The 22,081-nt window shown below is 67.4% G+C and carries 19 protein-coding genes; 17 read left to right on the top strand and 2 right to left on the bottom strand.

The window, feature by feature from the left end:
- The first annotated feature begins 28 nt into the window (after positions 1-28).
- From ASC81_RS23735 to ASC81_RS23725, 3 genes are read left to right on the top strand one after another with little or no spacing between them, the layout of a single operon-like run.
- Positions 29-811: an SDR family oxidoreductase gene (locus tag ASC81_RS23735; RefSeq protein ID WP_056273037.1), complete on the top strand. Its 783-nt coding sequence runs from the start codon at positions 29-31 to the stop codon at positions 809-811.
- Complete coding sequence (locus ASC81_RS23730; protein ID WP_056273034.1) at positions 811-1,455, top strand: YceH family protein; 645 nt, start codon at positions 811-813, stop codon at positions 1,453-1,455. The genes ASC81_RS23735 and ASC81_RS23730 overlap by 1 nt, the downstream gene beginning before the upstream one ends.
- Complete coding sequence (locus ASC81_RS23725) at positions 1,452-1,871, top strand: thioesterase family protein (protein WP_056273031.1); 420 nt, start codon at positions 1,452-1,454, stop codon at positions 1,869-1,871. The genes ASC81_RS23730 and ASC81_RS23725 overlap by 4 nt, the downstream gene beginning before the upstream one ends.
- On the opposite strand, the gene ASC81_RS23720 is transcribed toward ASC81_RS23725, so the two are convergent.
- A complete protein-coding gene (locus ASC81_RS23720; RefSeq protein ID WP_056273028.1) occupies positions 1,868-4,609 on the bottom strand; it encodes a TonB-dependent receptor in 2,742 nt (913 codons plus the stop codon). The two genes, ASC81_RS23725 and ASC81_RS23720, sit on opposite strands and share 4 nt — an antisense overlap.
- Before the next feature lie 169 nt (positions 4,610-4,778).
- Here ASC81_RS23720 and ASC81_RS23710 point away from each other — a divergent pair, with 169 nt between their 5' ends.
- The 13 genes from ASC81_RS23710 to ASC81_RS23650 all read left to right on the top strand — a co-directional run bounded on the left by ASC81_RS23710 (position 4,779) and on the right by ASC81_RS23650 (position 19,147).
- Positions 4,779-6,239 carry a cyanophycinase gene (locus ASC81_RS23710; RefSeq protein ID WP_162245957.1) on the top strand — a complete coding sequence of 487 codons (1,461 nt, stop codon included), beginning with the start codon at positions 4,779-4,781 and terminating at the stop codon, positions 6,237-6,239.
- 129 nt (positions 6,240-6,368) lie between these two features.
- Positions 6,369-7,604, top strand: coding sequence for a cyanophycinase (locus ASC81_RS23705; RefSeq protein WP_162245956.1), 1,236 nt, complete (start codon positions 6,369-6,371; stop codon positions 7,602-7,604).
- Positions 7,605-7,655: 51 nt separating this feature from the next.
- Positions 7,656-8,069: a hypothetical protein gene (locus ASC81_RS23700; RefSeq protein ID WP_056273017.1), complete on the top strand. Its 414-nt coding sequence runs from the start codon at positions 7,656-7,658 to the stop codon at positions 8,067-8,069.
- Between the two features lie 26 nt (positions 8,070-8,095).
- Positions 8,096-8,605, top strand: a complete 510-nt coding sequence (locus ASC81_RS23695; protein ID WP_056273014.1) for a YbaK/EbsC family protein — start codon at positions 8,096-8,098, stop codon at positions 8,603-8,605.
- Between the two features lie 7 nt (positions 8,606-8,612).
- Positions 8,613-8,828, top strand: coding sequence for a DUF1289 domain-containing protein (locus ASC81_RS23690; protein WP_235533754.1), 216 nt, complete (start codon positions 8,613-8,615; stop codon positions 8,826-8,828).
- Positions 8,825-9,484 carry a 2-hydroxychromene-2-carboxylate isomerase gene (locus tag ASC81_RS23685; RefSeq protein ID WP_056273009.1) on the top strand — a complete coding sequence of 220 codons (660 nt, stop codon included), beginning with the start codon at positions 8,825-8,827 and terminating at the stop codon, positions 9,482-9,484. The genes ASC81_RS23690 and ASC81_RS23685 overlap by 4 nt, the downstream gene beginning before the upstream one ends.
- 201 nt (positions 9,485-9,685) lie before the next feature.
- On the top strand, positions 9,686-11,365 hold the full coding sequence (locus ASC81_RS23680; protein ID WP_056273006.1) for an MFS transporter: 1,680 nt from the start codon (positions 9,686-9,688) through the stop codon (positions 11,363-11,365).
- Positions 11,366-11,575: 210 nt separating this feature from the next.
- The gene (locus ASC81_RS23675; protein ID WP_056273402.1) at positions 11,576-12,643 is read left to right on the top strand and encodes a LacI family DNA-binding transcriptional regulator; all 1,068 of its coding nucleotides are present in this window, start codon (positions 11,576-11,578) and stop codon (positions 12,641-12,643) included.
- 227 nt (positions 12,644-12,870) lie between these two features.
- Complete coding sequence (locus ASC81_RS23670; protein ID WP_056273004.1) at positions 12,871-15,189, top strand: TonB-dependent siderophore receptor; 2,319 nt, start codon at positions 12,871-12,873, stop codon at positions 15,187-15,189.
- The gene (locus ASC81_RS23665) at positions 15,189-16,076 is read left to right on the top strand and encodes a PfkB family carbohydrate kinase (RefSeq protein WP_056273001.1); all 888 of its coding nucleotides are present in this window, start codon (positions 15,189-15,191) and stop codon (positions 16,074-16,076) included. Before ASC81_RS23670 ends, ASC81_RS23665 begins: the two co-directional genes overlap by 1 nt.
- A complete protein-coding gene (locus ASC81_RS23660; protein WP_056272999.1) occupies positions 16,073-17,371 on the top strand; it encodes an MFS transporter in 1,299 nt (432 codons plus the stop codon). Before ASC81_RS23665 ends, ASC81_RS23660 begins: the two co-directional genes overlap by 4 nt.
- Positions 17,368-18,864 carry a sucrose phosphorylase gene (gene gtfA / locus ASC81_RS23655; protein WP_056272997.1) on the top strand — a complete coding sequence of 499 codons (1,497 nt, stop codon included), beginning with the start codon at positions 17,368-17,370 and terminating at the stop codon, positions 18,862-18,864. Before ASC81_RS23660 ends, gtfA begins: the two co-directional genes overlap by 4 nt.
- A 55-nt stretch (positions 18,865-18,919) precedes the next feature.
- Positions 18,920-19,147 carry a hypothetical protein gene (locus ASC81_RS23650; RefSeq protein ID WP_056272994.1) on the top strand — a complete coding sequence of 76 codons (228 nt, stop codon included), beginning with the start codon at positions 18,920-18,922 and terminating at the stop codon, positions 19,145-19,147.
- Here ASC81_RS23650 and ASC81_RS23645 read toward each other — a convergent pair.
- Complete coding sequence (locus tag ASC81_RS23645; protein WP_056272991.1) at positions 19,141-20,769, bottom strand: sensor histidine kinase; 1,629 nt, start codon at positions 20,767-20,769, stop codon at positions 19,141-19,143. The two genes, ASC81_RS23650 and ASC81_RS23645, sit on opposite strands and share 7 nt — an antisense overlap.
- A 175-nt stretch (positions 20,770-20,944) precedes the next feature.
- Here ASC81_RS23645 and ASC81_RS23640 point away from each other — a divergent pair, with 175 nt between their 5' ends.
- Positions 20,945-22,057 (top strand): ABC transporter substrate-binding protein, encoded by a 1,113-nt coding sequence (locus tag ASC81_RS23640; protein ID WP_082536788.1) that lies wholly within the window; start codon positions 20,945-20,947, stop codon positions 22,055-22,057.
- Positions 22,058-22,081 lie beyond the last annotated feature (24 nt).

Below are 22,081 nucleotides of genomic sequence, written 5' to 3'. Positions count from 1 at the left end.
GGCTGCAACCCACTCACAAGGCAGTCTCATGAGTTACTCCATCAACCTCGAAGGCCGCGTGGCCTTGGTCACCGGCGCATCCAGCGGCCTCGGCGCGCAGTTCGCCCGCACGCTCAGCAAGGCGGGCGCCTGCGTCGTGCTGGCCGGCCGGCGCATGGAACGGCTGAAGGACCTGCGCGCCGAGCTCGAAGGCAATGGCGGCGACGCCCACGTCGTGCAGCTCGACGTCACCGACGTGGCCAGCATCAAGGCGGCCGTGGCCCATGCCGAGACCGAGGTCGGCACGCTCGACATCCTCATCAACAACTCGGGTGTCAGCCGCACCCAGCGCCTCACCGACGTCACCGAGAACGACTATGACTACGTGATGGACACCAACACGCGCGGCGCCTTCTTCGTCGCGCAGGAGGTGGGCAAGCGCATGCTGGCGCGAGCCCGTGGCTCGGCACCGGGCACCTTCATCGGTGGGCGCATCGTCAACGTCGCATCGATGGCCGGCCTGCGGGTGCTGGGCCAGATCGGCGTCTACGCGATGAGCAAGGCCGCCGTCATCCACATGACCCGCGCGATGGCGCTGGAGTGGGGCCGCTACGGCATCAACGTGAACGCGATCTGCCCCGGCTATATCGACACCGAGATCAACCATCACCACTGGGGCACCGAGCAGGGCAAGAAGCTGATCGACATGCTGCCGCGCAAGCGTGTCGGCCAGCCGCAGGACCTGGACACCTCGCTGCTGATGCTGTGCGCCAACGAAAGCCATTTCATCAATGGCGCGGTCATTCAAGCCGACGACGGGTTTGGCGTCTGATGGGTCGGCGAGACCTGACCCCGCTGGAGGCGCGCGTCCTCGCCGTCCTCGTCGAAAAGGAAAGCACCGTGCCGGACAGCTATCCGCTGTCGGCGAATGCGCTGACCTCGGGCTGCAACCAGAAGACGGCGCGTGACCCGGTCATGGACGTCAGCGAGGCCGAGGTGCTGTCCACCGTCGAGGAATTGAAGGCGCTGCACCTCGTCAACACGGTCAGTGGCAGCCGGGTGGTGCGCTACGAGCACAACGCGCCGCGGGGTCTCGGCGTGCCGGGCGCCGCCATGGCGCTGTTGACCCAGTTGATGCTGCGCGGCCCGCAGACGGCCGCCGAACTGCGCCAGAACACCGAGCGCCTGCATCGCTTTGCCGATGTGTCGTCGGTCGAAGGTTTTCTGGAGGAACTGGCCGCGCGGGAGCAACCATTCGCGGTCAAGCTGCCGCGGGCGCCAGGTGCGCGAGAGGCACGCTGGGCGCATCTGTTGTGCGGCCCGGTGGCGTCGGTCGAGCACGCGGTGGCGGCAGCGCTGCCGCGCGACGAAGAGGTCGCCCTGCAGAAAGTGGAACTGGCTGCGCTCCGGGCCGAAGTCGCTTCACTGCGCAGTCTCGTCAACCGCATCGCGGCTGAGCTGGGCATCGCACCATGAGATACCTCGTCCCCGCCGAGAAGAAGCTGACCTTCGAGCTCCGCGTCCAGTTGCGCTGGGGCGACATGGATGCTATGGGACACATCAACAACACGCTGTACTTCCGGTATCTAGAAATGGCGCGGGTGGATTGGCTGGCGTCCATCGGCGCGCCGCCGAATCCGGGCGGGCAGGGTCCTGTCATCGTCAACGCCTTCTGCAACTTCTATCGGCAGTTGAAGGCGCCGGGCGAGGTGCTGGCGAAGCACTACGTCAGCGACCCCGGCCGCACCAGCTTCGAGACCTGGATCACGCTGGAGCGCACCGACGAGCCCGGCGTCATCTATGCCGAGGGTGGTGCGACGACGTTGTGGTTCGACGCCAAGACCGACAAGGCCATCGGCTTGCCGGACCGCGTGCGCGAGCTGGTCAGTTAGCGAAAGCTGTACTTCGCGCTGACGTAGCCGTAGCGCCCGCGCGGGTCGGTATAGCTCGGGTCGTAGCCCGACAGGAAGAACCAGGCCTGCTGCGAGAACGGCGGCGCCTTGTCGAAGGCGTTCTGCACGCCGGCACGCAAGGTGAGCGACTTGGTGGCCTCCCAGGCGGCCGACAGGTTCCACAACGAATAGGCGCCCACCTTGCGGTCCGGCTTGCCGATGATGTGCTGGTCGTCGTAGCCGGACAGGAAGCTGTTGGACACGGTGGCCGAGAACGGGCCACGCTCCCAGTCCATGCTGACCGTATGGCGCCAGCGCTGCACGACGCCGTCGTTGATGAAGCGGCCGAGGTTGCTGACGAAGGGATCGCCGTCGCCGGTCTGCTGCTTGGACTTCAGCGTCAGCGTGCCGTTCAGCCGCAGGCCGAACTGACCGAACCCGGTCTTCAGTCCGGACAGCGCGATGCCCAGGTCAACGCCCGAAATCTTTTGCTTGCCGCGGTTCTCCTTGACGAGGTCAATGGCGCAGATCTCGTAGTCGTCAGGGTCGTAGCTGTCGGCGCAGTCCGCCGGCAGGTTGGCCGTGTCCCAATAGCGGTGAACGAGCGAGCCGTACTTGTCGAGGTTGCCCAGAATGACATCCACGCCCAGCGTGCTGATCAGGTTGCTCTTCTCGATGTTCCAGTAGTCGACGTTGAGGTTCACGCCGCGCCGCGGCTCGAAGACGACACCCATGGAGAACTGGCGCGACTTTTCCGGCCTGAGTTCCGGGTTGCTGAAGTGCTGCGTGCTCCAGCCTTCCGAGCAGTCGGTCGGCGTGGCGTCGGGATCCTGCTGCAAGCAGACCGGGTCGACCAGGGTTGCCGCGTTCCCCGATGTGACCGGGCGGTACAGGTCGGTCAAGCTGGGCGCGCGAAAGCCTTTACCGACAGAAGCGCGCAGCAGCATCTCCGGCATCGGCACATATCGCAGCCCCAGCTTGGGACTGCCCGCGCCGCCGCTGACCTGATAGCGCTCATAGCGCACTGCCGCCTGAAGTTCCAACTGCTTGGTGACCGGCGCGCTGACTTCGGCGAATACGCCGCCCACATTGCGTGAGCGGCCGAAGTCGGCATCGGGCCCCTGCGAGGTCTCGCCAAGGATGATGTCCTGCGCCAGCGCCTCGGACTGGTAGTAGCGCTGCTTCTCGCGGCGGAACTCGCCGCCGAACGCAAGTGCGAGGTCGCCGCCGGCCAGCTTGGCAATGGCCTTGGAGGCTTTCATGTCAAGGCTGGCCATCGTGCCAGTGGCGCGGCGCACCTCGCCGCGGATCTGAGCGCTTTCGTACAGTGCCAGGCCGGCCGCGCTGGACGGGCCGAAGCCGTTCAGCGTGCCGTTGGCGAAGCCTTCGAGCACGAGGTCCTCGTTCAGATAGCCGTGGTGATCGCGGTCCGAAACCTTGCTGCGGCTGTGGTTCAACGCCCATTCGTAGTCCCAGCCGGCGACGAGGCCGTTCATGCCGAGGACGACGCGCTGGCTGTTCGACACCAGTTCGCTGGTGCGCAGCCCCGCCTCGGTCAGCCGCATGCGCAGCGTGATGAGGCGTTCGTCGTCGTCGGCATCGAGGTTGTTGAGCGCGCTGCCCGCCAGGATGGGAACGCGGGAGACGTCCACGTCCGCGTCGGTGCGATTGGGTGTGCCGGTGTAGTAGGTGCGGGCCCGCGCCAGCGAAACCTCGGCGAACGCCTGGTGACCGCCACCGACGTTCAGCACGCCGCGCACCAGCCCGCTGGTCTTGTTCGACTTCGGGTACAGCTCGATGTCCCGCATGTAGTCGAAGGTGCAGCCATCGACGCCCCCGATGCCGTCTGGCAGGTAAAGCGTGCCATTCGCCGGGAGGCAGCCCGTGGCGGCGGCCGGATTGATGGTGCGCGCATCGATGACGGTCTTGCCGTTGGTGGACAGTCCTTCGTCGAACAGCACGTCGTACTGGTAGGAAGACAGCCGGATATTGCCGGGGAAGCCGTAGCTGGACAGCAGGTCGGGCAAGCGGCCCGGGATGTCCAGTTCCTTGATGAACTTGCGCTGAGACGCGTTCAGGCTGCTGGTCTTCTGCATGTCGACGACGGCGAAGACATTCAAGCCGTCGCGCGCGTAGTCGCCGAACCCACCGGCCAGCGTCGCCGAGCGCTTGCCGCCGCCGCCTTCAGATGTGTCGCCATACAGCGCCGAGACCTCGATGCCGGTGAAGTCCTTGCGCGTGATGAAGTTGATGACGCCGCCGATGGCGTCGGAGCCGTAGAGCGACGAGGCGCCGTCCAGCAGGATCTCGACGCGCTGGATGGCCGCGGCCGGGATGCTGTTCAGGTCCACGCCGGCCGCGTCGCCGGGCGAGGCGAAGTTGGCCATGCGCCGGCCGTTCAGCAGTACCAGCGTGGACGACACGCCCAGGCCGCGCAGGTTCGCGCCGTTGAAGCCCATCTGGTCACGAAAGCCGCCGGTGCCGACACTGCCGCCATCGGTCAGGTTGTTGGCGCTGGCGCTCAGGCGCGCGATCAGCTCCGCCGCCGTCGTCACACCGGCCTTGTCGATCTCGCCGCGCGTGATGACCTGCACCGGCAGCGCCGTCTCGCCCTCGATGCGCTTGATGGCCGTGCCCGTGACCTCCACACGCTCGAGCGAGGGCTGCGCCTGGGTGTTGAAAGCGGCGACCAGCAGGGCCGCAGCGGCGGCGATTCGAGACGGGCAGGGGGTTCGCATGGGCACACTCCAATGGGTTGGGGCGAGTCTATGCACGGCTGCGCTAGCTCACAGTTGGCACTGCAGGCATTCGTCTCGCCCGCGCCACGTGTCCGCTTGTTTGAGTTAGGGGCGGGTCGTCATGCGGGCTCTGTCATCATGTGCGCGACGGACCAAGGAGGTTGTGGGCATGAGGGCATGGATCTGGGCGGGTTTGGCGGCAATGGCCGTGGCGATGGGCGTGCAGGCGGCGCCCCCGACGACATCGGCCGCCAGTACATCGGCACAGAGCAGCAGGCAGCTGCGTGCAACGCCACCCGCGGTGGCACCGCGCACGGCCGCGCCCACACCTGCCAGGCCCGCGCCGGTTGAATCGGCGCTGGTGCCGGTCCCGGATGCCGAACCGCCGATCCGCGGTTACGCCGTGCCCATCGGCGGCGCGCTCAAAGCCGACAACGATGAGGTGTGGCAGCGCATCGTGCAGCTGGCCGGTGGCAAGGGTGCGCGCTTCGTCGTGTTCGGCACCGCGAGCGAGGACCCGGAGGCCAGCGCCAAGCAGGTGGTCGACCTGCTGCAGCGTCGCGGCGCCGTCGCCGAGGCCTTGCCGGTGGCGCCCAAGTTCTCCTGGGTGGACCTGACCAAGGTCGTGCGTGACCCCGCGCTGATCGCCAAGGTCAAGGCCGCCAAGGGCGTGTTCTTCACCGGCGGCCTGCAGGAGCGCATCGTCGACGTGCTGCAGCCCGGTGGCCAGAGCACGCCGATGCTGGAAGCCATCTGGGATGTCTACCGCAAGGGCGGCGTCGTCGCAGGCACCTCCGCGGGGGCTGCCATCATGAGCACCATCATGTTCCGCGACGCGCCCAGCGTCATGAATGTGCTCAAGGGTCGCTTCGCCGATGGCAAGCAGGTCGACCGCGGCCTGGGCTTTGTTGGGCCGCACCTTTTCGTCGACCAGCACTTCCTCAAGCGCGGCCGCTTCGGCCGCATGATCCCGCTCATGATGGCCAAGGGCTACAAGCTGGGCCTGGGCGTGGACGAGAACACGGCGGCGGTCATCCGCGGTGACGAGATCGAGGTCGTCGGCGACCGCGGCGCGCTGATCGTCGACCTGACCGAAGCGAAGAGCGACGCGTCACTGGGTGCCTTCAACGTGCAGGGCGCCCGGCTTTCCTACCTGGAGCACGGCGACCGCTTCCACATGCGTGCGCGCTCGACGACGCCGTCGGCGCCCAAGCTGCGCGGCGAGGTCCACGACGCCGAGTCCCCCAACTTCAAGCCGTACTACACCGACGACGTCTTCCACCTCGACATGCTGGGCGATTCGACGATCTCGGGCGCGATGAGCCGGCTCATCGACAGCGTGCGCAAGGAGGTCAAGGGCCTGGCCTTCGACGTGCTGCCGCGCACCAACGACCCGCTCGGCGAGCTGGGCTTCCTCTTCCGCATCTACAAAGGCTCGGACTCACTGGGCTGGAGCACCGAGGAGTTTGGCGGCGAACAGTTCACCGTCACCAACCTCTACCTCGACATCACGCCCGTGCGACTGCCCATGCCGCTGTACGGCGGTTGGGCGCCACCGCGGCAGCCGCTGGCTGCACCGGCTACCGCGGCTTCGGCGGCTTCGGCCGCAGCCGCTTCGGCGCCCCAGTAGCCTGGATCGGCGACACGCCGGCATCGTTTGGTCACCGGCCTTTCTTCTCTCCGGACCTCTCCCGGTATCGGACGGGTCGCGGGCCTGCCAAGATGACGGCTTGTGAATCCCGAACGCCCGGCGGCCATCTTGCCCAGTCCAACCCATGCAGGCACCGTCATCGTCATCGGCGGCGCGCTCAAGGCGGACAGTGACGCCGTCTGGCAGCGCATCGTCGATGAGGCTGGCGGTGCCGGCGCTGCCATCGCCGTCTTCCCGACGGCGGCGGCTGATCCGGAGCGCGTCGCTGCCCAGATCGTCGGGGCGCTGAACCGCTGCGGCGCACGCGCCGAGGTCATCCCGGTGGCGCCGCATCTCGAAGGCGTCGACCTGCAGACCGCCTTGCGCAATGAGGCCTTGATCGCCCGCGTGACTGCAGCCCGGGGCGTGTTTTTCTCGGGCGGCTCTCAGGAGTTCATCGTCGACACGCTGCAGCCGGCGGGCCAACCGACAGCGATGCTGGACGCCATACGTGCCGTCTTCGCGGCGGGCGGCGTCGTGGCTGGCACCAGCGCGGGCGCGGCCGTCATGAGCCGGCTGATGTTCCGTGACGCGATGGACAACCTTGCCGTGCTGAAAGGCCAGTGGCGCGCTGGCCGCGAGTACGACCAGGGTTTCGGCTTCGTCGATCCGGCGCTGCTGATCGACCAGCATTTCCTCAAGCGCGGCCGCATCGGTCGCATGTTGCCGGCCATGCAGGCCCTGGGCTACCGCCTCGGCCTGGGCGTCGATGAGAACGCGGCCGTTGTCATCAAGGGAGGGCGGCTGGAAGTGCTGGGCGGCAGCGGTGCCCTGCTCGTCGACCTGGGCGGGGCGACCCACGACGCTGCCCTGCCGGCCTTCAACCTGCGCGGTGCGCGGCTGTCATACCTGGACCGCGGCGACCACCATGACCTCGCCAGCGGCGCGACGACGCCCGCACCACACAAGCTGCGTGCGCCGTGCATCGACCCGGCTGCTCCCGGCTTCAAGCCCGGCTTGGAGACGGACCGCTATTTCCTCGACATCCTCGGCGATGGCTGCATCCTCGGTGCGATGACCCAACTGCTCGACGGCCCTGCTGCCGAAGTGCGCGGCCTGGCCTACCGGGCCAACCCGCGGCCCGACGACACGGCGCCGGACATCGGCTTCGAGTTCCGCCTGCACCGCAGCCCGGGGCTGGTGGGCTGGTGCAGCGCCGGGCATGGAAGCGAGGACTACACGGTGCTTGGTGCGAGCCTCGACGTCGTTCCGGTGCGTGTGGCGAACCCGCTTTTCGTGCCATTGACCGCTGAACGCCCGCGCGTGGTCGAATCGGTGCAGTGCCAGGCGGGCGCAGAGCCGTGACGATGATCGGCAAAGGCCGCCGTGGCATGCCCCCGCCGTGAAGGAAACATCATGAGAAAAATCGTCCTCGCCCTGAGCGCCACTCTGCTGGCCGGCACCGTGCACGCCACGGATGTCGGCGTGTCCGTGCAGATTGGCCAGCCCGGCTTCTACGGCCGCATCGACATCGGCAACGCACCGCCGCCGGTGGTGTTGCGCGAGCCCATCTGGGTGCAACGCCGGCCGGTGCATGTCGAGCCTGTCTACATGCGCATCCCACCCGGTCACCAGAAGAACTGGGCCAAGCATTGCGGGCGCTACAACGCCTGTGGCATGCCGGTCTATTTCGTCCGTGAGGATTGGTACGAACAGCGCTACAGCGGGCATGACCACGGTGGCAAGGGCCCAGACAAGGGTCACGGCAAGGACAAGGGCCATGGCAAAGACAAGGACAAAGGCAAGGGCCATGGCAAGGGTCACGACTGAGCAGGCGCCGCGACACAATCGCGGCCATGGCTGAACTCGAACCCCGCGACACCCGACCCGAAGGCTTCCAGCGCGTCAGCGCCGCGCTTGCGGCACGGCAGCATCCGTACCCACCGCTGTGGCTGGACGTTGCTGCCCGAACCGCGCAGGAAGCGGCCGACGCGCTGGGTGTGGCGCTCGGCCAAATCGCCAAATCCGTCGTGTTCCGCCGCAAGGGCGACGACTCGGCTGTGCTCGTCATCACCTCGGGCGACAAGCGCGTTGACGAAGTGAAGCTCAAGCCCCACACCGGCCCGCTCGGCCGGGCCGATGCCGATTTCGTCAAGGCGCGCACGGGCTTCTCAATCGGCGGCGTCTCGCCAGCCGGCTTCGCACCTGCCGACGGTTTGTCTGCGCCCCAGCTCTTCATCGATCGCGAGCTGTTCCGCTTCGACATCATCTGGGCTGCGGCCGGGCATCCCAACGGCGTGTTCAAGCTGACGCCGGCCGATCTGGAGAAGCTCACTGGCGCGCCGGTCATCGATGTCGTGCAGTGAGGGTGACATGCTGAAGTCGCCCTGCATCAACGTCTGCCAGATGGATGCCGCCAGCGGCTGGTGCCGGGGCTGCGCTCGCAGCCTCGACGAGATTGCCGGCTGGGGCGGCGCGCCTGATGCCGTGCAACGCCGCGTGCTCGATGAACTGCCGCCGCGTCGCGTCGAACTGCAGCGCCTCGGCGTCTGGCTGGGCCCAGCAACCAACCCGCAAGGCTGCCTGTGAAACAGCTGACCTTCTACTTCGACCCCATCTCACCCTACGCCGCGCTGGCGTTCGAGGCCCTGCCTGAAGCGTTGGCGGGGCACAGCGTGGAGGTCGTCTACCGGCCCATTCTCTTTGCAGCCCTGCTGCAGGCGCTGGGTCAGAAAGGGCCGGCGGAGATCGAGGCCAAGCGCCGCTGGACCTTCCGCCAGGTGGCCTGGCTGGCGCACTGCCAGGGGGTCGTGCTGGACGCACCCGCCCAGCATCCCTTCAACCCGCTGCCGCTGCTGCGCCTGGCTTGGGCCTGCGCCGCCCTCGAAGGTCAGCCGGGCGATACGCCGGGGCGCTGGGTCGTCGAGCAGCTCTTCCACCATGTCTGGCGCGGTGGCGGCGCGGATGCCGGCGATGCTGCCCGCCTCGCCGCACTGTCCGAACGCCTGGCGCCCGCGCAGGACCCGGCCGGGGACGCCATCAAGCAGCGGCTGCGCAGCGAGACGGAGGCAGCGCTGGCGCTCGGTGTGTTCGGCGTGCCGACGGTTGAACTTGATGGTCGCCTGTTCTGGGGCCAGGACGCCTTGCCCATGCTGCGCGCCGCGCTGGCGGGTGACCCCTGGTTTCGGACGGGCATATGGGAAGAGGCCGGCCGTCCGCGCCCTGGCGTCACGCGGCGGCATTAGTCAACTTCGGTTCACAACCAGACTCGGGACTTACCCGTGACGCCCGCGATTTCCCGCATTGAGAAATGTTGACCTGGGGTTCGTGCGGAGTTTGTCAGCCTCGATTCAGACTCGCGTCAGAACACGGTCAGAGGCGGTGTGAATAGTCCGCCCCAAGGACGGCCCCGGCGTGGGGCGGTCCGACTACAGACGGAGACTTTCATGGCAACTGCGACTTCCACGGCCGCGACGCCGATGACCAAGGAGGAGAAGAAGGTCATCTTCGCCTCCTCACTGGGCACGGTGTTCGAGTGGTACGACTTCTATCTCTACGGTTCGCTCGCGGCCATCATTGCGAAGCAGTTCTTCGCGGGCCTTGAGCCTGGCGCCGCGTTCATCGCGTCGCTGATGGCCTTTGCCGCCGGCTTCATCGTGCGCCCCTTCGGCGCGCTGGTGTTCGGCCGCCTTGGCGACATGATCGGCCGGAAGTACACCTTCCTGGTCACCATCCTGATCATGGGCCTGTCGACGTTCATCGTCGGCGTGCTGCCCACCTACGCGACCATCGGCGCTGCCGCTCCGGTCATCCTGATCATCCTGCGCCTGCTGCAGGGCCTGGCCCTCGGCGGCGAGTACGGCGGTGCCGCCACCTACGTGGCCGAGCATGCGCCGCACGGCAAGCGCGGCGCCTACACCTCGTGGATCCAGACGACGGCGACGCTGGGCCTGTTCCTGTCGCTGATGGTCATTCTCGGCACGCGCACCGCGCTGGGCGAGAAGGAGTTCGGCGACTGGGGCTGGCGCATTCCGTTCATCCTGTCCATCCTGCTGCTGGGCATCTCGGTGTGGATTCGTTTGAGCATGAACGAGTCGCCCGCCTTCCAGAAGATGAAGGCCGAGGGCAAGACCTCCAAGGCGCCGTTGTCCGAGTCCTTCGGCCAGTGGAAGAACCTGAAGATCGTGCTGCTGGCCCTCTTCGGCCTGGTGGCCGGCCAGGGCGTGGTCTGGTACACGGGCCAGTTCTACGCGCTGTTCTTCCTGACGTCGGTGCTCAAGGTCGAAGCGGCCAGTGCCAACATCTGGATTGCGATCTCGCTGATTCTGGGCACGCCGTTCTTTGTCATCTTCGGCACGCTGTCGGACAAGATCGGCCGCAAGCCGATCATCATGGCCGGCCTGCTGCTCGCTGCCGTCACCTACTTCCCGCTGTTCAAGGCGCTGACCGCTGCCGCCAACCCGGACCTTGCCAAGGCCCAGGAGACCCAGAAGGTCACGCTGACCACCAACATGGCCAGCTGCTCCTTCCAGGGCAGCCCGCTGGCACGTGAAGTCGACTTCACGAGCGCCTGCGACATCGCCAAGCGCGCGCTGGCCCAGTCGTCGGCCAGCTCCGAGACCGTCGAGGCCCCAGCCGGTGCGCCGACCGTGGTCAAGGTGGGCGACAAGGAAATCGCCGTCCCGACCGCCAGCAAGCTGACCGAGCACAAGTTCGACGAAGCCAGCGTCAAGGCCATCGCCGCCTTCAAGAAGGACCTGGGTGCTGCGATGACGGCCGCCGGCTACCCGGCCAAGGCCGACATGGCCAAGGCCAACGTGCCTCTGGTCATCGGCATCCTGTTCATCCTGGTGCTTTACGTGACCATGGTCTATGGCCCGATCGCGGCCATGCTGGTGGAGATGTTCCCGACCCGTATCCGCTACACCTCGATGAGCCTGCCGTATCACATCGGCAATGGCTGGTTCGGCGGCATGCTGCCTTCGATCACCTTCGCCATGGTGGCCCAGAACGGCAACATCTATCACGGCCTCTGGTACCCCATCGTCATCGCCGTGATGACCTTCGTCATCGGCGTGCTGTTCGTGCGTGAGACCAAGGACGTCGACATCTACGCAAAGGACTGAAGCCGCACCGAGGATGGGCCCCGCGGCCTGTCCGACGGCTGCCGAAGTACGGCCGGCATGCGAGCCGGCTGGCAAGAATGAGCCATGTCGCGCGGTAAGCACGCCGCCCGACCCGACTCAACCCAAAGGCCGGCACCCGCCGGCCTTTTTTCGTTGTGCGCTGCGTGGCTTGTGTAGCGGTTGTGCCAGGGCCTGCTTACGATGCCGCCGATGCCCAAGTCCAAAGCTTCGCCGAGTTCCACCGATACCAGCACCAGCGAGCAGCGGCGGCTGCAGATGGTGGACATCGCGCGCCTGGCGGGCGTCTCCGTGTCCACCGTGTCGCGGGCGCTCAACGGCAGCGAGCTGGTGAATGCCGAGACGCGCCAGCGCGTCGCCGAACTGGCTCGATCGCTGAACTATTCGATCAACCTGGGCGCACGCAACCTGCGGCTGCAGGAGAACAGGACCATCGCCGTCGTCGTGCCGTACGACGCCAAATCGCGCCAGCACATCTCCGATCCCTTCTTCCTGTCCATCGTCGGCTCTATCGCCGACGCATTGACGGACCGCGGCTACGACATGCTGCTGTCGCGAGTCGACGCCGAGCGCCTGGATCTTGCGGCGGGCTGGTTCGATTCCGGCAAGGCCATCGGCGTCGTGCTGATCGGCCAATGGCGCCACCATGACCAGCTCAACGAGATGGCCGCGCGCAAGCTGCCGCTGGTGGTGTGGGGCGGCGAGCTGCCGCAGCAGCTCTACTGCAGCGTCGGCGGCGACAACGTGCTGGGCGGCACGTTGGCCACGCGCCATCTGCTGCAGCTTGGCCGGCGTCGCATCGCCTTCGTTGGCGATGCCCACCTTCCCGAGGTCTGGCTTCGCCGCCAGGGCTATGCGCAGGCGCTGCGCGAGGCTGGGCTCGCGGTCGATGCGGGACTGGAAGTGGCGGCCCCCTTCGAGCCCGGGGTGGCGACCGGCGTGCTGCAGCAGTTCTGCGCGATGCGACGTGACTTCGACGCCGTTGTCTGCTGCAGCGATGTGCTGGCGCTGTTGACCATCCAGGCTCTGCGCGCCGGGGGCCGCAGCGTGCCGGGCGATGTCGCCGTCATCGGCTATGACGACATGCCGCTCGCCGCCTACTGCGAGCCGCCGTTGACGACGGTGCACCAGCCGGTGGCGGAAGCCGGCATTGAATTGGTCGAGGCCTTGCTGGCCCAGCTGCGCGGGCAACGCGCCGAGCCGCGCACGATGCCGGTCTATTTGAAGCTGCGCGAAAGCGCGCCCCAAACCGAAGGCTGAGCTTGAGCTGAACTACCGCGCGTCCCGTCTGCGGGACGCTTGACTATCGTTTGCAAGCTGCAGTCAATTGGTGAGAAGAATCTCTCGAAGATAGGTGTTTTCACTAAAATGCAATCGATTGCAAAACGATTGATGGCCGAGCAGAATGTCGACACGGACGGCGCACCGCTAGCGCGCCGCCGCCCCGCCTCGCAGAAGGCGAACGCATGCCGACAACAGGAGACACCATGACCAGCCAACGCCCGACCACCGCCGTCCGGACCCGCCGCCACCCAGCACTCAAGCCTCTCGCCGTCGCCGTTGCGCTGACCGTGGGTGGTGCAGCGGCGCAGGCCCAACAGGCGGCGAGCGAGACCGCCGACGGCCTCAAGCTCGACGCCGTCGTCATCACCGGCACGTCGACGGCCAAGTCCAAGATGCGCTCCAGCGTCGCCATCTCGACCATCGAGAGCGAAGGGGTCGCCGCCGTCACCGCCGCCAGTTCGACCGACCTGCTGCGCGGCGTGCCCGGTATCCGCGCCGAGGCCAGCGGTGGCGAGTCCAACGCCAATGTCGCCGTGCGTGGCATTCCGGTCTCCGCCGGCGGTGCGCGCTACATCCAGTTCCAGGAAGACGGCCTGCCCGTGCTGCAGTTCGGCGACATCGCCTTTGCGACGCCCGACACCTGGATGCGCGCCGATGCCGGATTCGAGCGGCTTGAGGTCGTGCGCGGCGGCTCCGCCGCGTTGCTGGCCACCGGCGCGCCGGGCGGCATCATCAACTTCATCAGCAAGACCGGCCAGGAGCCGGGCGGCAGCCTCCAGCTCACACAGGGTCTGGACTTCGACCAGACCCGTGTCGACATCGGCTACGGCGGCCGCCTGGCGCCCAAGACCCGCTTCTTTATCGGCGGCTTCTACCGCGTCGGCGACGGTGGCCGCAAGGGCGCCGACGGCGCCGAGAACGGTGGGCAGGTGCGGGCCAACGTCACGTTCGAGCTGGAGGGCAAGAGCTTCGTGCGCTTCAGCCTCAAGCACCTGGACGACCACACGCCGACCTTCATGCCCACACCGGTGCGCTATGTCAACGGCAGCATCCAGGAGATCCCCGGCCTGGACCCGCGCCGCGCCGCCTTCTACGACGCCGCCTGGCCGCTGGACAACACGCTGACCAACACCAACGGTCGCGCCGCCAGCAATATCCGCGACGGCCTCGCCGCCAAGAGCGATGCCTTCGGCGCCGAGGTGGACCTCGACGCCGGTGGCGGCTTCCGCCTGCAGAACAAGTTCTCGTGGAGCAAGAACTCCGGCCGCTTCATCGGCATCTTCCCTGGCGACGACGTGACCGCAGCGCCCGCCGGCACGATCCTCGCCACCGGCCCGGGCGCTGGTGCGGCCTACAGCGGCAACAAGTTCACCGCCGTCGTCTTCAACACCAAGGTGGACAACGCCGGCCTGATGGCCAACGACCTCAAGTTCTCGCGCGACTTCGCGCTCGGCAGTGGTGCCAAGCTCAGCGCCGTGGCCGGCCTGTACACCTCGGTCCAGAAGCTTGACCTGACGTGGAACTTCAACCAGTACTCGCTGTCGGCCGACCAGGACGGCGCCCGTGTGCTCAACGTGCCCGGCATCGTCAACGGTTCGCCCGGCTTCGGCGGCTGCTGCAGCAACACACAGGACAGCAAGTACACGACCAACGCGCCTTACCTCGTGCTCAACCTGGAGTCCGGCGCGCTGTCGGCGGATATCGGCTTGCGTCGCGACAACCAGAAGGCCAGCGGTGCCTACTACCAGTCCAACGCTGGCCTGGCCTATGACCTGACCAAGCCCAACGTCATCGACTACGACTTCGGCCGCACCTCGTACTCGTTGGGTGGCAACTACGCGCTGAGCAAGGACTTCTCCGTCTTCGCCCGCTACTCCGACGGTGCCGCCTATAACGCCGACCGCATCACCTTCTTCAACAACCCCGACCTCGTCAACGGCAAGAGCCCGACCATCCCGACCAACAAGGTTAAGCAGCTTGAGGCCGGCATCAAGATCCGCGGCAGCGGCATGAGCCTGTTCGCGACGCTCTTCCATGCCAAGACTGACGAGGTCAATGTCGACGTGACGACCAACCCCATCGTCGCTCGCGCCAACAGCTACCGCAGCAAGGGCCTGGAGCTGGAAGCCTCGGCGCGCTGGGGCGTCTTCAATGTGCTGGGCGGCCTGACCTACACGGATGCAAGCCAAGCCGATGGCCGTGCGCCCAAGCGCCAGGCCAAGGTTGTCTACCAGCTCACGCCCACCGCCAACATCGGCGACGACCTGACCGTGGGTGTCGGCATCGTCGGCACCACCAAGAGCCTGGATGACGGCCCGACCGGACCGCTGACCATCACGCTGCCGGCCTATACCGTCGTCAACGCATTCGCCAGCTATGTGCTGAACGACCGCGTGACGCTCTCGCTGGCGGCCAACAACCTCCTCAACGAGCTGGCCTACACCGAGAGCAACGACGGTCGGGGCGCTGCGCGGGCCTACACCGGCCGCACGGTGAAGGCGTCGCTGCGCTACAGCTTCTGATGGCGCCGATCCTCGTGCTCGGCGAAGCCCTGGTGGATGAGTTCCACGACGGCCCGGTGGCTGCGGGCGCGCCCTTCAACGTGGCGCGCTCGCTGGCGGCATTAGGCGTGCCGGTGCGCTTCGTCAGCCGCATCGGCGCGGACGACGCCGCCGGGCGCCTCGTGCTGGACAGCGCCGCACGCTTCGACCTCGCTGCTTGCGGCATCCAGCGCGATACCACGCACGCGACCGGCCGCGTCGGCGTGCATGAGGACGGTGTCGGTGGTCACCGCTTCGAGATCCATGCCGACGCGGCCTGGGACCACCTCGAAGCGCCTGCCGCAGCGGCCGCTGGCATCGTCTACTTCGGCAGCCTGGCCCAGCGCCATGCGGTGTCGCGTGCGGCCATACGCGCGAGCGTCAAGGGGGCGTCAGGTCCGCGCCTGCTGGACCTCAACCTGCGCCCGGGCACCGACACGCCCGAGCTGGCTGCCGAGTCGCTGATGCTGGCCGACTGGGTCAAGCTCAATGAGGATGAGCTCGACTGCCTGCTCGCGTGGTTCGAGCCCACGTTGCCGGCGCTGATGGCGCGCTTCGCATTGCAGCGCCTGGTCGTCACACGCGGTGCTGCGGGCTATGCGCTGTACGGCCAGCAAGGCCGCTTGCTGGCGGCGGGGGAGGGCGTGGCCCAGCGGGCCTTCGTCGACAGCGTCGGCGCGGGCGATGGCTTCACGGCCATGCTGCTGGCCGGCCTGTCGCTGGGCCGCGACCTTAGCGCTGCCCTGGCCCTGGCCAACCGCTACGCCGCGATGATCTGTGGCGCACGTGGTCCGCTACCTGCGGACGCGGCGTTACTGGTCCCGTGGCGCGAAGCCCTGCACGCCCTGCCGGTGGAGGACCGCGCATGAACAAGCCCCACCTGTCGTTCTCCCAGATCGTGAACATGAATGTCGGCTTCCTCGGCATCCAGTTCAGCTTCGGACTGCAGCAGGCCAACATGAGCCCGATCTACCAGATGCTTGGCGCCGAGGGCAAGGACCTGCCTTACCTCTGGCTAGCCGGCCCCGTCACGGGCCTGCTGGTGCAGCCCATCATCGGCGCCATGAGCGACCGCACAACCCATCGCCTGGGCCGGCGCACGCCTTATTTCCTGATCGGTGCGCTGCTCTGTTCCCTCGGCCTGCTGGCCATGCCCTTCAGCCCCGCGTTGTGGTTCGCGGCCAGCCTGCTGTGGATCCTGGACGCGGCCAACAACGTGACGATGGAGCCCTACCGCGCCTACGTCAGCGACCGGCTGCGGCCGGAGCAGCACGCCAGCGGCTTCCTCACGCAGGCGTCGTTCACCGGCCTGGCGCAGACGCTGGCCTATCTGACGCCCAGCCTCTTGGTCTTCTTCGGCATGAACAAGGACGCGCTCGGTGCCAACGGCATCCCCGTCGTGACGACACTGGCCTTCGTCATCGGCGCGCTGCTGTCGTTCACGACGGTGTGGTGGTCCGTGCGCAAGGTGCCCGAGTTGCCGCTGCCAGCCGAAGAGATCGCCCGCCTGCGCGCGCTCCCACATGGCTTGGGGCCGACGCTGCTCGAAATCTGGGCCGCACTGCGCGACATGCCTTCCACGATGCGCCGGCTGTGGTGGATGGCGCTGTTCCAGTGGTACGGAATGATGTGCTACTGGATCTACATCGTGCCCACGCTGGCCGCCACCGTCTTCGGCACGGATGACCCGCACAGCGCCGGCTTCCGCGATGCCGCCTTGTTGAACGGCCAGGTCGGCGGCTTCTACAACGCCGTCGCCTTTGTCGCCGCGTTCGCGATGGTGCCGTTCACAAAGCGCCTCGGCGCGAAATGGGTGCATGCCTTTGCGCTGACCTGCGCTGCGGCCGGCATGTGGGCCTTGCCCGGTATCCATGACAAGGCCTGGCTCTTCCTGCCCATGGTGGGCATCGGCCTGGCCTGGGGTTCCATCATGGGCAATCCGTACGTGCTGCTGGCGGGCAGCATCCCGCCCGAGCGCGCCGGCGTCTACATGGGCATCTTCAACATGTTCATCGTCATCCCCATGCTGATCCAGGCGGTGACCTTGCCGCTGCTCTACGACAGCCTGCTGGGCGGTCGGCCCGAGAACGTCATCCGCCTGGCCGGCGTGCTGCTGGCCCTGGCGGCCGTCTGCGTGCTGCGCGTCCGTCCCGCTCAATCATGAAGAACCAAGTCCAGCTCATCACCTATGTCGACCGCCTCGGCGGCCAGCGCGACGGCGCCGACCTTGCGCGCCTGAAGCGCCTGCTCTGCGAGCCCGGCTCGCCCCTGCATGGCGTGTTCGGCGGCGTGCACCTGCTGCCGTTCTTCCATGCCATCGACGGCGCCGACGCCGGCTTCGATCCCATCGACCACACGCAGGTCGACCCGCGCCTGGGGCAATGGGCCGACCTCAAGGCGCTGACCGAGGGCATCGACGTGATGGCCGACGTCATCGTCAACCACATGTCCAGCGAGTCGCCGCAGTTCCTCGACTACTCAGAGAAAGGCGATGCCTCAGCCTATGCCGGCCTCTTCCTGACGCTGGACGCCGTCTTCCCGAACGGCGCCACCGAGCGGGACCTGCTGGCCGTCTACCGCCCGCGACCGGGCCTGCCGTTGACCTATGCGCAGTTGAAGAACGGCGAGCGCCGCATCCTGTGGACCAGCTTCACCGCCGCGCAGATCGACATCGCCGTTCAACACCCGCAGGGCCGCGCCTATCTCGCCGGCATCCTGCGCACCTTCGCCGCCAACGGCATCCGCATGGTGAGGCTGGACGCCGTCGGCTATGCCATCAAGAAGGCCGGCTCCAACTGCTTCATGATGGCCGAGACCTTCGACTTCATCGCCGAGTTCGCGGCCGAGGCGAGGGCGCTGGACATCGAGGTGCTGGTCGAGATCCACGCCTACCACCAGCGCCAGATCGAGATCGCGGCCAAGGTCGACTGGGTCTACGACTTCGCGCTGCCGCCGCTGGTGCTGCACGCCTTCAACTTCAAGACGGCGGCAGCGCTCAAGCGCTGGATCGCCATCCGCCCGACCAATGCGCTGACCGTGCTGGACACGCATGACGGCATCGGCATCATCGACATCGGCGCCGATGCCAGCGACCGCGCTGCCCATCCCGGCCTCGTGCCGCCCGAGGAGTTGGACGCGCTGGTGGAACGCATCCATGCCGTCAGCGGCGGCCAGAGCCGCCAGGCCACCGGTGCAGCGGCCAGCAACCTCGACCTCTACCAGGTCAACTGCAGCTTCTTCGACGCCATGGGCCGCGACGAAACGGCCTATCTGCTGGCCCGCGCCCTGCAGTTCTTCTTGCCCGGCGTGCCCCAGGTCTATTACGTTGGCCTGCTGGCCGGCCACAACGACATGGACCTGCTGGCCAGCAGCCAGGTCGGTCGCGACATCAACCGTCACCACTACAGCCAGGCGGAGATCACGAGCAACTGCGAACGCCCAGTCGTGCGCCGCCTTATCGAACTGATCAAGCTGCGCAACCACCACCCGGCCTTTGCCGGCGGCTTCAGCGTCGAGGCCAGCGGCAATGACGAGTTGCGCCTGCGTTGGCAGCAGGCCGGCGAATGGGCCGCCTTGCGCATCGACTTCGCAAGCCGCGACCACGAGCTGAGTTTCAGCGCCGGCAACGGCGGCCGCGAGCGCTTCGCCTTCAGTTGAGCGTCAGCCTCGGCCGCCAGAATGCGCCGCAGTACAAACCTGTGGAGACACGAGCATGTGGAAGTTGATCGTCGCGTTTATCGCTTTTGCGGCACTGGCGCTGTTCATCCTGACCAAGAGCGGCGGCGATATCGACCTCAGCGGCGAATCGCATGGCATTGCCAGCAGCCATGAGCCGGCGCCAGCGGCATCCTCCGACATGGCCGCGTCCGCGGCAGCTTCTGCCGCCGTGGCGGCTGCCGTCGACGCAGCGTCGGCCCCCGCTTCGGCGGCGTCTCAGTAACTGTCCGCCGCCTCGCCGCCGGCGCGCTGAGGCGCGACCAGCGGCAGGCGCATCAGCATCTGCGTGCCCTCGCCGGGCGTCGACCGCACCTCGATCTGGCCGCCCAGCACATTGGTCACGATGCTGTGCACGATGTGCATGCCCAGGCCTGAGCCGCCCGTGCCCAGCTTGGTCGTGAAGAACGGGTCGAAGATGCGCCGCCGCACCGACTCGTCCATGCCGCGGCCGTCGTCGGTGACGCTGAGCTCCGCCTCGATGTCGTTCAGCGGCGCGCAATGCACGGTCACGCGGCCCTGCTCGACGCCTTCGAAGCCGTGCAGCAGGGCGTTCATCAGCAGGTTGGTCAGCACCTGGCCAAGCGCGCCGGGGTAGCTGTTCATCATCAGGCCGTGGCAAAGGTCGGTGTTGATGACAAAGGGCGTGTGCTTGAAGCTGGGTTCGACCATGACGAGCACGTCCTCGACCACCTTGCCGAGGTCGAAGTCGCGCCGCAGGTCGGCCGTCTGGTCGATGGCCACCTGTTTGAAGTCGCGCACCAGGTCGGCCGCCTTCTGCACATTGCGCTGCAGGATGTCCTGGGCGCGCCGCGTGTCGCGGGCCAGATCTTCCAGCGTGCTGCGGCGCATCTGCACGTTGCCGGCCAGCATGGCTTCGAGCTGCTTGTAGCGGTCGTCCAGCGTCGACACCACGGTCAGCGCATTGCCCAGCGGCGTGTTCAGCTCGTGCGCCACGCCGGCCACCAGGCGACCCAGCGAGGCCAGCTTCTCCGACTCGACCAGCTCGCGCTGCGCGGTCTGCAGCGTCTCCAGCGCCTCTGACAGTTCAGCGTTGCTGGTCGTGAGTTCGGCCGTGCGCTGGGCGACGGTCTCTTCGAGGTTGAGGTTGTGCTGGCGCAGCGCCTCGAAGGCCGACAACAGCGCCTGGCGCATGCGCTCCATGGCCACGCCCACACGCGCAATCTCGTCGGCGCCACCCACGCGCAGCGGCTGCTCCAGCCGGCCGGCGGCCAGCGCCTCGGCCGCGCCGGTCAGCTCGGTCATCGGCCGCATGACATAGCGTTGCAGCACCCAGAGCATCAGCACCAGCGACAGCGTCAGCGTGAGGCCGCTGCGCCAGACGGTGCGCCACACCTCGGCCTGCTTGGCCTGCAGCAGCGGCGCGGCACTCATGCGCACGGTCAGCTTGGCGATCTCGCGGCCGTCGCGCTGGATGGGGCGGGTCTGGCTCAGCACCAGGTCGCTGTCGACGTCGCCCGGGCGCTGCTGCGACAGGAAAGGCGTTGACGACGCCGGCTCAATGACCTGCACCGAAACGAAACGCGGGTCATCCATCTGCGCCTTGACCATGGGGTCGGCCAGGTCGGGCGACACCTGCCAGACCGGCTCGGCTAACGACAGCGCCATCACCTCGGTGGCGCGCGCGAGGTCGCGCTTGAGGTCCTCCATCGCCGTCGCACGTGTTTTCTGGCCGTCGTAGAGCAGCACGGCCGTCGTCGGCAGCAGCAGCCCCAGCAGAAGGGCCAGCACGACGGCGAAGGTGAGCGAATTGCGCTGCCAGCCGAACAGATGTGCGGGCTTCTGTGGCGGTCGAACGGTTGGCGGTGGCAGGGGGCTTTCCGGCATGGGGGTGCGCGAGGGCGGCCAGAGTGTAGGCCCGGCAAAAGCGGTCGAAATGCGCATTCGGACCCGGTGAAGCCCGGGTTTTTCCTGGGGCGGCGGGGCTGCTGGCAGCGGGGGAGGCGGCCCCACAATCCGCCGCCAGATCGCGCCTCCTCGGCGCGTGGCCAGGAGAAAAACAATGAAGCGTTGGGTCGGCTTTGTGGCGTCGTTCGCCACCTGCATGGCAATGAATGGCGCGTTAGCCCAGAGCAACTTGCGCATCGGCATGGTGGCCGGGTTCTCGGGGCCGGTGGCCGGCATCGTGCGTGAAAGCGCCGAGGGCGCGCGCCTGTACTTCGACGCCGTCAACGCCCAGGGCGGCATCAACCGCCAGAACATCGAACTCGTCACGCAGGACGACAAGTACGACACGGCGACCGCCGTCGCGGCGGCGAAGTCGCTGGCCAGCCAGGGCGTTCTCGCGTTGATGCTCAGCCGCGGCACCGGCCCGACCGAGGCCATGCTGCCGGTCCTGAAGGAAAACAAGCTGCCGCTGATTGCGCCTGCCACCGGGGCCATCGGCCTGCGCGAGCCGGTGCAGCCCTGGGTCTACCACCTGCGCGCCAGCTACCAGAAGGAGGCCGAGCGCGCGGTCAAGCACCTGGTCGGCATAGGCGTCAAGCGCATCACCATCGTGCAGGTCAACGACCCCTTCGGCAACGACGCCGGTAAGGGCGCGATCAAGGGCCTGGACGATCTCAAGCTGCGGGCCTTGTCCAACCTGCGCTTCGACCGCAACAAGCCCGACCTGGCGCCCACCATGCAGGCGATCGCCAAGGCCGGCATCGAAGCCGTCGTGCTGATCGGCCCGGCCTATGCCGTCGTCCAAGGCGTCAATGCGTTGCGCGCCGCGGGCTCGACGGCCCATGTGGCGACGCTGTCCAACAACGCCTCCAGCGAGTTCGTCAAGGCGCTCGGCGAAAACGCCCGCGGCATCGTCGTGACCCAGCTTTTTCCGTACGAGCGCTCCACCTCCAACCCGCTGGTGCGCGAGGCCCTGGGCCTGGCCAAGGCCGCCGGCCGAGGCGAGCTGACGCCGGCCCAACTCGAAGGCTTCGCCGCTGCCAAGCTCATCGTCGAAACCCTCAAGCGTGCCGGCAAGGACATCAGCCGCGACAGCTTTGCCAAGGCGCTGGAAGGCTCGCGCATCGACCTCGGCGGCCTGCAGGTGAACTACACCGAGAAGGAGCACAACGGTCTGGAGTTCACCGACGTGTCCATCGTCGGCCCTGACGGCAAGTTCTGGCGGTGACCGGCGGCAGCCGGCTCGGCTCGC

Source organism: Pelomonas sp. Root405 (genome assembly GCF_001425165.1).
GTDB lineage: Bacteria > Pseudomonadota > Gammaproteobacteria > Burkholderiales > Burkholderiaceae_C > Pelomonas.
The sequence above is the reverse complement of the archived record's forward strand: the minus strand, read 5'-3'. Positions and strand labels throughout refer to the sequence as shown.

Excerpts from the sequence above, each read along its gene's own strand:
- ASC81_RS23735 (WP_056273037.1), top strand. The coding sequence starts at position 29 with ATGAGTTACTCCATCAACCTCGAAGGCCGCGTGGCCTTGGTCACCGGC.
- ASC81_RS23730 (WP_056273034.1), top strand. The coding sequence starts at position 811 with ATGGGTCGGCGAGACCTGACCCCGCTGGAGGCGCGCGTCCTCGCCGTC.
- ASC81_RS23725 (WP_056273031.1), top strand. The coding sequence starts at position 1,452 with ATGAGATACCTCGTCCCCGCCGAGAAGAAGCTGACCTTCGAGCTCCGC.
- ASC81_RS23720 (WP_056273028.1), bottom strand. The coding sequence starts at position 4,609 with ATGCGAACCCCCTGCCCGTCTCGAATCGCCGCCGCTGCGGCCCTGCTG.
- ASC81_RS23710 (WP_162245957.1), top strand. The coding sequence starts at position 4,779 with ATGAGGGCATGGATCTGGGCGGGTTTGGCGGCAATGGCCGTGGCGATG.
- ASC81_RS23700 (WP_056273017.1), top strand. The coding sequence starts at position 7,656 with ATGAGAAAAATCGTCCTCGCCCTGAGCGCCACTCTGCTGGCCGGCACC.
- ASC81_RS23695 (WP_056273014.1), top strand. The coding sequence starts at position 8,096 with ATGGCTGAACTCGAACCCCGCGACACCCGACCCGAAGGCTTCCAGCGC.
- ASC81_RS23690 (WP_235533754.1), top strand. The coding sequence starts at position 8,613 with ATGCTGAAGTCGCCCTGCATCAACGTCTGCCAGATGGATGCCGCCAGC.
- ASC81_RS23680 (WP_056273006.1), top strand. The coding sequence starts at position 9,686 with ATGGCAACTGCGACTTCCACGGCCGCGACGCCGATGACCAAGGAGGAG.
- ASC81_RS23675 (WP_056273402.1), top strand. The coding sequence starts at position 11,576 with ATGCCCAAGTCCAAAGCTTCGCCGAGTTCCACCGATACCAGCACCAGC.
- ASC81_RS23670 (WP_056273004.1), top strand. The coding sequence starts at position 12,871 with ATGACCAGCCAACGCCCGACCACCGCCGTCCGGACCCGCCGCCACCCA.
- ASC81_RS23665 (WP_056273001.1), top strand. The coding sequence starts at position 15,189 with ATGGCGCCGATCCTCGTGCTCGGCGAAGCCCTGGTGGATGAGTTCCAC.
- ASC81_RS23660 (WP_056272999.1), top strand. The coding sequence starts at position 16,073 with ATGAACAAGCCCCACCTGTCGTTCTCCCAGATCGTGAACATGAATGTC.
- gtfA (WP_056272997.1), top strand. The coding sequence starts at position 17,368 with ATGAAGAACCAAGTCCAGCTCATCACCTATGTCGACCGCCTCGGCGGC.
- ASC81_RS23650 (WP_056272994.1), top strand. The coding sequence starts at position 18,920 with ATGTGGAAGTTGATCGTCGCGTTTATCGCTTTTGCGGCACTGGCGCTG.
- ASC81_RS23645 (WP_056272991.1), bottom strand. The coding sequence starts at position 20,769 with ATGCCGGAAAGCCCCCTGCCACCGCCAACCGTTCGACCGCCACAGAAG.
- ASC81_RS23640 (WP_082536788.1), top strand. The coding sequence starts at position 20,945 with ATGAAGCGTTGGGTCGGCTTTGTGGCGTCGTTCGCCACCTGCATGGCA.